The sequence below is a fragment of the Streptomyces sp. NBC_00328 genome (assembly GCF_036139655.1).
Taxonomy (GTDB): Bacteria; Actinomycetota; Actinomycetes; order Streptomycetales; family Streptomycetaceae; genus Streptomyces.
Map to the genome: position 1 here is coordinate 3829824 of NZ_CP108013.1, position 12408 is coordinate 3842231.

A 12408-nucleotide genomic window follows, 5' to 3' on the forward strand; every position below is an offset into this window, starting at 1 on the left:
GGTCCGCACACAGTCAGCACCTCCGCCGGGGGCGGAGGCCCGAGGGGGACAAAAAGGCATGGCCAATTTCTCGAAGTCGAACGTGCCGCAGTTCTCGGTCGACGTCTACCAGAACGAGTACCTGCCGGAGGGCGGTCGCGAGGTCAACGCGATCGTCACGGTGAGCGCGACCGGCGGCGGCACCGTGGGAAGCGCGGTCGCCGCGCCGCACCTGTACACGCCGGGCCAGGGACCGGACGCCGCCGTGGCGGTCATGGTCGACTGTTCGGGCTCGATGGACTACCCGCCGGCCAAGATGCGCAACGCCCGCGACGCGACGGCCGCCGCGATCGACACCCTGCGCGACGGGGTCCACTTCGCGGTGATCGGCGGCACACACGTCGCCAAGGAGGTCTACCCGGGTGACGGGCGGCTCGCCGTGGCGGACGCCTCCACCCGCGACCAGGCCAAACAGGCGCTGCGCAAGCTGAGCGCGGGCGGCGGTACGGCGATCGGCACCTGGCTGCGGCTCGCCGACCGGCTGCTGTCCTCCGCGGAGGTGTCGATCCGGCACGGCATCCTGCTCACCGACGGCCGCAACGAACACGAGTCGCCCGAGGACCTGCGGGCCGCGCTGGACTCCTGTGCCGGACGCTTCACCTGCGACGCGCGGGGAGTCGGCACCGACTGGGAGGTCAAGGAGGTCACCGGGATCGCCTCGGCGCTGCTCGGCACCGCCGACATCGTCGCCGACCCCGCCGCCCTCTCCGCCGACTTCACGCACATGATGGAGACGGCCATGGGCAAGGAGGTCGCCGACGTGGCCCTGCGGGTGTGGACGCCGGTCGGCACCGAGATCAAGTTCGTCAAGCAAGTGGCGCCCACGGTCGGGGACCTGACGGACCGGCGCACCGAGGCCGGACCCCGAGCGGGCGACTACCCGACGGGCTCCTGGGGCGACGAGTCCCGCGACTACCACGTGTGCGTCCAGGTCCCGACGGCCGGGATCGGCCAGGAGATGCTGGCCGCCCGGGTCTCGCTGGTGATCCCGCAGAGCGACGGCAGCGTGCAGAACCTCGGCGCGCAGGGGCTCGTACGGGCCGTGTGGACCGACGACATGACCGCCTCGACCTCCATCAATCCGCAGGTCGCGCACTACACCGGTCAGGCCGAACTGGCACAGGTCATCCAACAAGGTCTGGATCTTCGCAAAGCGGGAGATGTCGACGGAGCAACGGCCAAGCTGGGACGGGCCGTCCAACTCGCCGGAGCCTCCGGAAACGCCGATACCGCGAAACTGCTCGCGAAGGTGGTGGACGTCGTCGACGTCGCGGCAGGTACTGTGCGATTGAAAGCACGTGTCGCGGAGGCCGACGAGATGACCCTCGAGACACGGTCCACAAAGACTGTTCGTGTAAAGAAGTAGCGGGAAGTAGCGAGCCCGGTTCCCGCTGGGATCCGGAGAAACCCGGTCATACGACCGGAAAAGGGAAGGGGGAAGGACCGACATGCCGACATGCCCGAACGGACACCAGTCGAATTCCGACGATTGGTGCGAGGTCTGCGGTCACCGCATGGCCGGTACCGTGCCCCCGCTCCCTCCGCCGCCGCCCGGCGCCGGTTACGGATACCCGGCGCCCGGTTCGCCGCCGCCGGCCCCCGGCGGCCGGTCCGGCGTGCCGGACGCCAACCCCGAGTTCTGCCCGCAGTGCCGTACGCCCCGTGAGGGCGCCGCGCCGTTCTGCGAGGAGTGCCGGTGGAACTTCCTGACCAACACCGCCACCTCGTACACACCGGCGGCACCGCGTCCGCCGGCCGGCGGTCCGGGCGTTCCCGGCGGGCAGTCGCCGTACGGCGCTCCCAGCGGTCCCGGCGGCCAGAATCCGGCGCCGCGGTTCCCGCAGCCCGGGCCGGGACAGCAGGGCGGGCCAGGACAGCAGGGCGGACCGGGCGCCGGTGGCCCCGGTCACGACCCGTTCGAGTACCAGAGCTCGCGGCCCTCGCAGATGAACCGGCCCGCCGAACCGATCCCGCCGGGCCCTGGGGCCCAGCCGTACGGCGGCCCCCAGGGCTTCGGCGACCCCCAGCAGGGCTACGGCGACCCCTCGCGCCAGGCGGCGCCGTCCGCGCCCGGCGGCCCCGGTGCTCCGCAGCAGGCCTACACCCAGCAGCCCTCCCCGCCGCCCTTCACCCAGGGCGGACCGCCGCGGCAGGGCGGCCCGCAGCCCGGCGGCCCGGCCTTCGGCGGCGGTGAGGACGACTGGGTGATCCCCCCGCCGTCGTCCGGCACGCCCGGCGGTCAGGGCGGTCAGGGCGGCCCGAACGGCCCGGGCCAGGCGAGCGGCTACGGCTACCAGCAGCCCGGCGCCACCCAGGCTCCGCCCGGTCCCGGCTACCAGCAGCCTCAGCAACAGCAACAGCAGTCGCTGTCCTGGAGCGCGACCATCGCCCCGGACCGCGAGTACTTCATGGCGATGATGCAGCGCTCCGGTCCCGAGGCCGCGGGCCTGAACCTGCCCGCGTACTCGCCGGAGCTTCAGCGTCCGCTCCTCGGCAACCAGATCACCATCGGCCGCCGCCGGCACTCCACCGGCGAATCCCCGGACATCGACCTGTCGGTGCCCCCGGAGGACCCGGGTGTCTCGCACCAGCACGCGGTCCTGGTCCAGCAGCCCGACAGCACCTGGGCGGTCGTCGACCAGAACTCGACGAACGGGACCACGGTCAACGGCGGCGAGGAGCCCATCCAGCCGTTCGTGCCGGTGCCGCTTCAGGACGGCGACCGGGTGCACGTGGGCGCCTGGACGACGATCACGATCCGGCGCGGCTGAGCACCGTCCTGCCGGGCCCGGCACCGTGGCCCGGCAGGTCTCCCGTGCAGGGGCCGCCCCCTGAGCGCCTCACGGACGCTCGGGACCCCGGACGCTCGGGACCCCCGGGCGCGCGGCTCAGGGCAGCGGCCAGGTGTACGGCCCCTCGGGGTCGTCCAGCCACGCCCGCGCGCCCTCCTCGCCGACCGTGACCCCGTACCGCTCACGCTGCGGCTGCCCCTCGCGCTCCCACAGCGTGTAGGCGTCCTGCGGGTCCAGGCGGCCCGCCGTCAGGGCGAGCAGGAAACGGAACAGATCGTGGCCGCGGGCCCGGCGCGGCACCCCGCCGGTCCGGGCCGGCTCCGGCTCCGGTCCGGGCCGGGTGGCACCGCGCAGCGGCACGAAGAAGGCGGACGTGTGCAGGAAGCGTCCCTCGGCATGACCGGAGTCCCGGACCTCCAGCGCGATCAGGCCGGTGGCCAGCGGCGCGAGGACGCGGGCTCCGGGGCCGCACTGGGCCAGCCAGGGGCGCGGGATCGTGGTGAGCGTGCAGGTGGCGATGATCCGGTCGAAGGGGGCGCGCTCGGGGACCCCGCGCGCTCCGTCGCCGGTGACGACGGTCGGGTGGTACCCGGCGATGTCCAGATGCCGGCGAGCGGCCTCCGTGATCTCCACGTCGAGGTCGACCGTGGTCACCGGGCCGTCGCCGAGACGGTACGCGAGCAGAGCCGCGTTGTAGCCGGTCCCCGCGCCGATCTCCAGGACCGTGTCCCCGTCCCGTACCTCCAGCTCGGCCAGCATCTTGGCCATCAGCGAGGGCTGGCTGCTGGAGGAGACCAGTTCCCCGTCCCGTACCCGGGTGCCCAGCGGGGCGTCCGCGTACGCGCCGCGCAGCCAGCGGTCCCGGACCAGCGGGTCCGGGTCCTCGCCCCACAGACGTTCGTAGCCGCCGATCCCGCCGAGGTAGTAGTACGGCACGAACAGGTGGCGCGGGACGGCCTCGAAGGCCTCCCGCCAGACGGGATCGCTCTCCCAGGCCCCGCTCCGCTCGATCACGCGCACCAGGGACGCCCGCGCCGCGTCGGCGAGGTCGTCGGGGCCGGGACCGGTTTCGAGAGCGTGCGCGCCCATACCTCCACTGTGCTGCCGAAAGGGCCACGAGGCGAGCGCCGGCCCGCCCGGCCCGGAACCGCCGCCTCCGACCGCCATGTGTGGACCTAAGCCTTGAGTCCTCGGTCGCACCGTCTGAGAACATGGGGACGTGAAAGAGATTCGGCGCGGCACGCTTCAGGAGCAGACCTTCTACGAGCAGGTCGGCGGCGAGGAGACCTTCCGGCGCCTCGTACACCGTTTCTACGAGGGTGTCGCCGGGGATCCGCTGCTGAAGCCCATGTATCCCGAGGAGGACCTGGGCCCGGCCGAGGAGCGCCTCACGCTGTTCCTGATCCAGTACTGGGGCGGCCCGACGACGTACAGCGAGAACCGCGGCCACCCCCGGCTGCGGATGCGGCACGCCCCGTTCCAGGTCGACCAGGCGGCGCACGACGCCTGGCTGAAGCACATGCGGGTGGCCGTCGACGAGCTCGGCCTCTCCGAGGAGCACGAGCACACCCTGTGGAACTACCTGACGTACGCGGCCGCGTCGATGGTGAACACGGCCGGCTGACCGCCGGCTCCCGCGCCGGACACCGCGGGCCGGACTGGGGCGCTCGGTGCTCGGTGCGCGGTGCTCAGGTATCAGTGAACGCTGACGCCCAGCGAGCCAAGTCCCGCCCGGCGGACGGCGATCGAGCCGAACGGCGTCCGCAGGCGCAGCCACGCACCGGACGAGTACAGCGCCAACGGGCTGTCGCCCGAGCGGACCTGTCCCCCGGCGGAGGCGGGCGCGGGCGGCACGGGCCGCAGGAATCCCAGGGCCTGCGCGGCGTGCGCGGCCCGCACGGGAAGTCCGGTGTCACCGATCGGCCGGGACCATATCTCCCGCCCGACCCGGTCGAGTTCGGCACGGGTGCGCAGTTCGGGGGCCAACTCCTCGGTGCGCGACCGGAATTCGGCCACCGCCGCGGCGACCTTCGCCCGCACGGCGTCCGGGCCGGGCAGTCCCGGCTCGGGCCGCCAGCCGCCGCGGGGCGGCAGGACGCCGGCCCACGGGGGCCCGGTGACGGGGGCCGGGACACCGACGGTGGCGGCCTGCTCCTCGACGGACTCCAGCAGTTCCCCGGCGGAGACGGTCACGTCGAGGGTGACGTCGAGCCCGTTCTCGTACGGCTTGGCGAGCCGTGCCGTGCGGATCGCGAGGACCTCGAACGACGGCGGCCGGCCGAAGACCGCGAGCGTGGTGCCGTGCGCCTTCAGGCGCACGGCGGCCGCGCGGTCGTAGTGGACGAGCCGGGAGAGGAAGGCGGCGAGATCCGCCGCCTCCCCCGCGTCGGCGAGGTGCAGGACGGTCATGCCGCGACGGCCTCGTCCTCGTCGTCGCGGTACGACTCCAGGAAGTCGCGTTCCTCGGCCGTGATCCGGCGAGGGCGCTGATGCTCGAAGTCGAACGGCACGATCACCGTCGAGGCCGTGACGTAGACCTGATCGGGGTCCTTGACCTCGTAGGTGATCGTGAAGGACGCCGCGCGGATCTGCGTCACCCACAGCTCGATGTCCACCGGCGCGTGCCGGTGGACCAGCTGCCGCTTGTAGTCGATCTCATGGCGCGCCACCACGGACCCCTGCTTGAAGTCCTTCTCCGGGCGGAACAGGAAGTCGATACGGGCTTCTTCCAGGTAGCGGAGGAACACCACGTTGTTGACGTGGCCGTACGCGTCCATGTCCGCCCAGCGCAGCGGGCAGGGGTAGATGTGCCGCAAGGTCGATCAGCCCCGGGTCAGCTTCTTGTAGGTGGCGCGGTGCGGGCGCGTGGCATCCGCGCCGAGCCGCTCGACCTTGTTCTTCTCGTACGACTCGAAGTTGCCCTCGAACCAGTACCACTTCGACTCACCCTCGTACGCGAGGATGTGCGTCGCGACCCGGTCCAGGAACCAGCGGTCGTGGGAGATGACCACGGCCGCACCGGGGAACTCCAGCAGCGCGTTCTCGAGCGACGACAGGGTCTCCACGTCGAGGTCGTTGGTGGGCTCGTCGAGGAGCAGCAGGTTGCCGCCCTCCTTGAGGGTCAGCGCCAGGTTCAGCCGGTTGCGCTCACCACCGGAGAGGACACCCGCGGGCTTCTGCTGGTCCGGGCCCTTGAAGCCGAAGGCGGACACGTAGGCCCGCGACGGCATCTCGACCTGGCCGACGTTGATGTAGTCGAGCTCGTCGGAGACGACGGCCCACAGCGTCTTCTTGGGGTCGATGTTGGCGCGGCTCTGGTCGACGTAACTGATCTTGACCGTCTCGCCGACCTTGATCGCGCCGGAGTCCGGCGTCTCCAGGCCCTGGATCATCTTGAACAGCGTGGTCTTGCCCGCGCCGTTCGGGCCGATGACGCCCACGATGCCGTTGCGCGGCAGGGTGAAGGAGAGGTCGTCGATGAGGACCTTGTCGCCGAACGCCTTGGAGAGGTTGTTGACCTCGACGACGATGGAGCCCAGACGCGGGCCCGGCGGGATCTGGATCTCCTCGAAGTCCAGCTTCCGCATCTTGTCGGCCTCGGCCGCCATCTCCTCGTAACGGGCGAGGCGGGCCTTGGACTTGGTCTGACGGCCCTTGGCGTTGGACCGGACCCACTCCAGCTCTTCCTTGAGGCGCTTCTGCCGCTTCTCGTCCTTACGGCCCTCGACCTTGAGGCGGGTGGACTTCTTGTCGAGGTACGTGGAGTAGTTGCCCTCGTAGGGAATCGCGCGGCCGCGGTCCAGTTCGAGGATCCACTCGGCGACGTTGTTCAGGAAGTACCGGTCGTGAGTGACGGCGACGACGGCGCCCGCGTACTTCGTGAGGTGCTGCTCCAGCCAGTTCACCGACTCGGCGTCGAGGTGGTTGGTGGGCTCGTCGAGGAGGAGCAGGTCCGGAGCCTCGATCAGCAGCTTGCAGAGCGCCACGCGGCGCTTCTCGCCGCCGGAGAGGTTGGTGACCGGCCAGTCGCCGGGCGGGCAGCCCAGCGCGTCCATGGCCTGCTCGAGCTGCGCGTCGAGGTCCCAGGCGTTGGAGTGGTCCAGGTCGTCCTGGAGCTTCCCCATCTCCTCCATGAGCGCGTCCGAGTAGTCGGTCGCCATCAGCTCGGCGACCTCGTTGAAGCGGTTGAGCTTGCCCATCAGCTCGGCGGCACCGTCCTGGACGTTCTCCAGAACCGTCTTGGACTCGTCCAGCTCCGGCTCCTGCATGAGGATGCCGACGCTGAAGCCGGGCGACAGGAACGCGTCACCGTTGGAGGGCTGCTCGATGCCCGCCATGATCTTGAGAACGGTGGACTTACCGGCACCGTTCGGACCGACCACACCGATCTTCGCACCCGGGAGGAAGCTCAAGGTGACGTCGTCGAGGATCACCTTGTCGCCGTGCGCCTTGCGCGTCTTGCGCATGGTGTAAATGAACTCAGCCAAGAGAAACCGTCCGGACGCTTGAAATCGGCAGTGGGCAGATACACCCCATCTTGCCTGACGGCTACCCCTCGGGGGAAACGCGTTCAGTCCCGGGGGCCTGGCCTGGCCGTTCGCCGCCCCTGCTCGTAGCTCACCTGTCACTGGCTGTCGCCGTCGCTCGCTGCCGGGCACCCTCGCACGGCCCAGGGACGGCCCAGCGATCGAGCGTCGGCCGGCATCGGCGAGTGATCGTTTGACTCCGCCCCTCGAAGCCATGGCCTCCACCGCCCCGGGTTGAGAGCTGAGCCGGTGACTGACGATGAGGTTGTCGAGGCGTTGAGGACCGTGGCCCGAACGGGCACAGGAGGGGCACGGGCACAGTCCCAGGTGTACGGAGCCAAGCAGGTGACGACTGCCTGATCCGTCCCCCAGTCCCGTGTCCATCCTCGCGCAACAGTCGTTCCCCGGGCATGACCAAGATCTTCAGTCGAACCCTCGGAGTCGCGGCCGTCGTCGGCGCCTTCGCCCTTGCCGCTGCCGCACCCGCGTCGGCCGACCCCTACCCCAAGCCCGGGGACGACGTCAGAGTCAGCCAGATCGCCAGCAGCAACGAAGGTGCCAACAGCGGAAACGACGGGTTGCTCAGCAACCACAACGGCAACACCAACCCTGTCGCCAACAACATCGTCGACCCATCGAACGCTGCCCTCATCAACACGGTGGAGCAGCTCGGAGACTTCCTGGCGCTCTGAGCCAGGCCACCGGTCTTCTCCCTCTCCGCCGGGTGGGTCGTCCATCTACACCGGTGGAGTCGCGATTCATGGCGGGCACTCGCCCCGGGGAAAGGTCCTCGGCCTGAGCCTTCGGGAATGAGGTCGGCGGAACGGCTTCGGGCGGGAGCCGCCATGGGGCGAGTGATCATGGCCCCGTAAGCTTCCGGCGAGTCGGGCAGTCTGTGGACCTGCCCGGTAAAGCACGGCGTCGGGGCCATGATCTTCGAGGCTCGCCCCATGGTGGCTGCCCAAAGGCGTGGAGCCGACCGCCCCGGCCACAGAGGGTGTCTCCCCCTGGCAACGGCTTCAATGACGAGCGGTGGAAGCCCGCGCTCGCCGCGGCCGGCATCATCCCGACCCCCAAGAAGGGCCAGCGGTACGCGCCGGCCCGAGAGCACGGAATGCACGCTCTGAGGCACTTCTACGCCTCGGTGCTTCTGGACGCCGGGGAGAACGTCAAGGCGCTGAGTCCGTACCTCGGGCACAGTGACCCGGGCTTCACCCTCCGCGTGTACACGCACCTGATGCCGAGCAGCGAGACCAGGGCCCGGACCATCAGCGCGATGTACCGGGCCGCCGGTCACGCCCATGACGGCCCAGAGACGGCCCAAGCCGCCTGACACGGCCCCTCATCGACGGGAAACCCGCTGGTGAGGGGCTGTTTCATGCTCTCGTTCGGCAAGTAACACCCCATCTTGCCTGACGGCTACCCCTCGGGGGGAAACCCGTTCGGTCAGGTGCCTCCGACCTGGGGCTCCGCCGCTGTCGTCCGTGGCCCACCCGTCGCTGTCGGTCGCCATCGGTCTGCCGGGCCGGTGAGGAACGGTCACCGCCGTGGGAGAAGCCCCGGAGTCTCATCTTCCCGCGCACAACCATTCCGGCGGTTCCATGGTCACACCCGTGTCAGAGGCATCCGCAGCATGCCGCGCCCGGCGCCTTCCAGCCTCCGGTGACGCGCGGCCTCCCACGGCTCATGGGGGTTTGAACCACCTTGCGCAACCGCAGGATCTCCACCGCGACGGCACTCGCCGTCCTCTTCAGTTCCGCGGCGCTGACGGGCCTCGGGTCCACGGCCGCCCACGCCGACGGCGACGCCGTCCTTCCCGTCGCCTCCGTCGCCGACGTCGTCGTGGACAGCGTGCACGAGCGGGTCTTCGTCAGCGACCGGACCGGCGGCAAGGTCGTCGCCACCGACTACAGCGGCAACGTCGTCGGGACGCTCGGCTCGCTGCCGCAGGCCGGCGGCCTGGAGCTCTCGGCCGACTCGCAGACGCTGTACGTGGCCGTCACGGGCAGCGACGAGATCGCGGCGATCGACACGGCCGGCCTCACCGAGTCCGCGCGCTACTCGACGGGCACCGCGGACGCCCCGGCGACGCTCGCCCGCGCCGGCGGGAAGCTGTGGTTCGGCTACGGCACGGCGGCGAGCGGGAACATCGGCTCCCTCGACCTCTCGGGCCCGGACGCTGTCCTCGCCGTGGCCCAGGACAGCAGCACCCGCTGGTACTACGCGCCCCGACTGGCGTCCAACCCGGCCACGCCCGGCGTGCTGGCCGCGGGCGTCCCGGGCCTCAGCCCCTCCGCCGTGGCGACCTATGACGTCTCCGGCCCGGACGCTCCCAGGCTCCTGGCCCAGGGAGAGGCCGGCAGCAACCTGCGCGACCTCGCGGTGACCCCCGACGGCGACCAGGTCGTCACGGCCAGCGGCTGGCCCTACAAGCACCAGGTCCTGTCCACCACCGACCTGAAGGAAGTCGGCAGCTACCCGACCGACGCCTACCCGAACGCCGTCGACATCGCCGCGGACGGCACCGTCGCCGCGGGCATCGACGGCATGTACGAGCCGGACGTCTACATATTCGAGCCCGGTACCACCGAGCCGGTCCGGAAGTACGAGTTCACCGACACCGGTTCCGGCACCCTGGTCCCGGACGGGCTGGCGTGGGAGCCGGACGGCGACCACCTCTTCGCGGTCACCGAGAACGGCAGCACGTACCGCCTCAACACGCTGAACGCGCCGACCAGGGCCGTCACCACGGTGACGGTGAGCGCGCCTTCCTCGGTGGTTCCCGGCAAGTCGCTGACGGTCACCGGGAAGATCAGCGGCGGCGACCCGCTGCCGGCCGGGACGTCGCTGACGGTCACCCGTACCGACACGCAGTCGCCGTCGGGCAAGGCACTGGCCCCGGTCACGACCGCCGAGGACGGCACCTTCACCTTCACCGACACCCCGGCCACCGAGGGCGACGCGAAGTACACCGTCTCCTACGCTGGCGACACCGGCCACGCCCCGGCGTCCACCACACGCACCGTGGCCGTCTCCCGCACCGCCACCACGGTGACGGTGAGCGCGCCTTCCTCGGTGGTTCCCGGCAAGTCGCTGACGGTCACCGGAAAAGTCAGCGGCGGCGACCCGCTGCCGGCCGGGACGTCGCTGACGGTCACCCGTACCGACACGCAGTCGCCGTCGGGCAAGGCACTGGCCCCGGTCACGACCGCCGAGGACGGCACCTTCACCTTCACCGACACCCCGGCCGCCGAGGGCGACGCGAAGTACACCGTCTCCTACGCGGGCGACACCGGCCACGCCCCGGCGTCCACCACACGCACCGTGGCCGTCTCCCGCACCGCCACCACGGTGACGGTGAGCGCGCCCGCCACGGCCACCCGCGCCAAGTCACTGACCGTCACCGGCAAGGTCGCCAACGCTGAGGCGCTGCCGGCCGGCACGGTACTCACCGTCAAGCGCACGGACCTGGAGTCGCCCTCCGGCAAGACGCTCGCCTCGGTGAAGACCAAGGCGGACGGCACCTTCTCCTTCACCGACACCCCGCCGGCCGGCGGCGACGTGAAGTACGCCGTCTCCTACGCGGGCGACGCGACCCGCGCCGCGGCTTCGGGCTCCGACACGGTGGCCGTCTCCCGGACCGCCACCACGCTGAGCCTGAACAACAACGGCACGGTGTACTCGTACGACAAGGACGTCACCTTCACCGCGCACCTGGGCACCACCTACAAGAGCCGCACGGTGGAGATCTGGGCCAACCCCTACGGCTCGGACAAGCCCAACGTCCTGGTGAAGAAGGCGACCGTCAACTCCAGCGGAAACGTCTCCGCCGTGGTGGACATGAAGCGGGACACCACAATCTCCGCGGTCTTCGCCGGTGACGCCCGCACGGCCCCGAAGTCGGTCAAGGTCACCGCGTACGCCAAGGTGAATGTCTCCACCTCTCTGGCGAAGTACTACAAGACGGCCAAGGTCAGCGCGAACTCCTCGACCTACTACTGGTACCACAAGAACACGGCCCCGCTGTTCACCACCGCGATGAGCTCCTACCCGGGCCGCCACTACCGGCTGGACATCGACGTCTACGTCGAGGGCCAGTGGATCCGCGGCTACGAGGAGTACTCCGAACTGGGCGCCGACGGCAAGAGCGTCCTCGACCTCGGCACCTTCGACAAGGCGGGCACGCGCGTCCGGATCCGGTCGGCCTACATCAACGACTCCTCCGGCGACGACGTCAACTCCACCACCTACAGCTCCTGGAAGTACATGTACTTCACCAACTGACCTGCGTCTCCGGGCCGTCGCTCACACCCACGACGGCCCGGAGACGGCCCAAGCCGCCCGACACGGCCCCTCGTCGACGGGAAACCCGCTGGCGAGGGGCCGTTTCCGGTAGCCGAACGTCACCGGCCGCCGCCGCACAGGCACCGGCGCGCCACCCCGTGTGACCCTCCGCGCCCTCGCCTCGTGCCCGGCCCGCCCGAGGAGGACACTTCTCCTAGGGGCTCAACCAGTCCGCTCTTCCAGGGGCTCAACCAGTCCGCTGAGGGCTTCACCAGGGGGAAGCGCCTTCGGAGGTGATCGCGATGACACAGATGACAGCGATGCAGGCACGGACCACGGTCGGCTGGCATGTCGAGATGGAATTCCAGGAGGACGACCACCGCACCCGTGCGGCCGCCCTGCTGCGGCTCCCCGACGGCAGCGAGGTACGCGCCCACGGATACGCCAGCCGCCACCCGTCCGACTCGAACCAGCCCAGGGTCGGCGAGGAGGTCGCGGGCGCGAGGGCCCTGAACGAGCTCGCCATGCAACTGCTGACCAAGGCCCACGACGAGATCGACGCGGCATCGGGCAGGACGTCCCACACGCTGAGGTGACCGGGGGCCGCCCTCCGCTCCCCCGGAGCCCTTGGACTCCCCGGAGCTGTCGCGCGAGCACGACCCGTCACGAGCTGTTCCGCTCCGGCCCCCTGGGCCTGCCGGAGTTTTCCGGGGTGTCGTCCGGGGGCGTCGCCTGCCCCCGAGGCCGATCGTCGCCTGCCCCGAGGC

At 70.7% G+C, this 12408-nt stretch carries 11 protein-coding genes; 7 read left to right on the forward strand and 4 right to left on the reverse strand.

The annotated features are described in order from the left end of the window. Nucleotides 1-58 precede the first annotated feature (58 nt). Together OG485_RS16740 and OG485_RS16745 are read left to right on the forward strand one after the other, a co-directional pair. On the forward strand, nt 59-1405 hold the full coding sequence (locus OG485_RS16740; RefSeq protein WP_328669166.1) for a VWA domain-containing protein: 1347 nt from the start codon (nt 59-61) through the stop codon (nt 1403-1405). Nucleotides 1406-1487: 82 nt separating this feature from the next. Continuing rightward, complete coding sequence (locus tag OG485_RS16745; RefSeq protein ID WP_328669167.1) at nt 1488-2810, forward strand: FHA domain-containing protein; 1323 nt, start codon at nt 1488-1490, stop codon at nt 2808-2810. Nucleotides 2811-2927: 117 nt separating this feature from the next. Here the strand turns inward: OG485_RS16745 and OG485_RS16750 are convergent, their stop codons facing one another. Next, nucleotides 2928-3920, reverse strand: coding sequence for a methyltransferase domain-containing protein (locus OG485_RS16750; protein WP_328669168.1), 993 nt, complete (start codon nt 3918-3920; stop codon nt 2928-2930). A gap of 130 nt (nt 3921-4050) precedes the next feature. Here OG485_RS16750 and OG485_RS16755 point away from each other — a divergent pair, with 130 nt between their 5' ends. After that, nucleotides 4051-4455, forward strand: coding sequence for a globin (locus tag OG485_RS16755; RefSeq protein ID WP_328669169.1), 405 nt, complete (start codon nt 4051-4053; stop codon nt 4453-4455). 71 nt (nt 4456-4526) lie between these two features. Here OG485_RS16755 and OG485_RS16760 read toward each other — a convergent pair whose 3' ends face one another. Genes OG485_RS16760 through ettA form a run of 3 tightly spaced genes read right to left on the reverse strand, consistent with a single transcriptional unit; the run spans nt 4527 to nt 7318 of the window. After that, nucleotides 4527-5240 carry a hypothetical protein gene (locus tag OG485_RS16760; protein ID WP_328669170.1) on the reverse strand — a complete coding sequence of 238 codons (714 nt, stop codon included), beginning with the start codon at nt 5238-5240 and terminating at the stop codon, nt 4527-4529. Continuing rightward, a complete protein-coding gene (locus OG485_RS16765) occupies nt 5237-5647 on the reverse strand; it encodes an acyl-CoA thioesterase (RefSeq protein WP_328669171.1) in 411 nt (136 codons plus the stop codon). The genes OG485_RS16760 and OG485_RS16765 overlap by 4 nt, the downstream gene beginning before the upstream one ends. A 6-nt stretch (nt 5648-5653) precedes the next feature. Further along, the gene (gene ettA / locus OG485_RS16770) at nt 5654-7318 is read right to left on the reverse strand and encodes an energy-dependent translational throttle protein EttA (RefSeq protein WP_328669172.1); all 1665 of its coding nucleotides are present in this window, start codon (nt 7316-7318) and stop codon (nt 5654-5656) included. A 449-nt stretch (nt 7319-7767) separates the two neighbouring features. Between ettA and OG485_RS16775 the strand changes: the two genes are divergently transcribed. The 4 genes from OG485_RS16775 (at nt 7768) to OG485_RS16790 (ending at nt 12237) form a co-directional block, all read left to right on the forward strand. After that, nucleotides 7768-8049 carry a hypothetical protein gene (locus tag OG485_RS16775; protein WP_328669173.1) on the forward strand — a complete coding sequence of 94 codons (282 nt, stop codon included), beginning with the start codon at nt 7768-7770 and terminating at the stop codon, nt 8047-8049. Between the two features lie 305 nt (nt 8050-8354). Then, nucleotides 8355-8690, forward strand: a complete 336-nt coding sequence (locus tag OG485_RS16780; RefSeq protein WP_443048711.1) for a tyrosine-type recombinase/integrase — start codon at nt 8355-8357, stop codon at nt 8688-8690. Between the two features lie 371 nt (nt 8691-9061). Beyond that, entirely contained in the window at nt 9062-11641 is a 2580-nt protein-coding gene (locus OG485_RS16785; protein WP_328669174.1) for an Ig-like domain repeat protein, read from the forward strand. A gap of 311 nt (nt 11642-11952) precedes the next feature. Next, complete coding sequence (locus tag OG485_RS16790) at nt 11953-12237, forward strand: DUF1876 domain-containing protein (protein ID WP_326790949.1); 285 nt, start codon at nt 11953-11955, stop codon at nt 12235-12237. Nucleotides 12238-12408 lie beyond the last annotated feature (171 nt).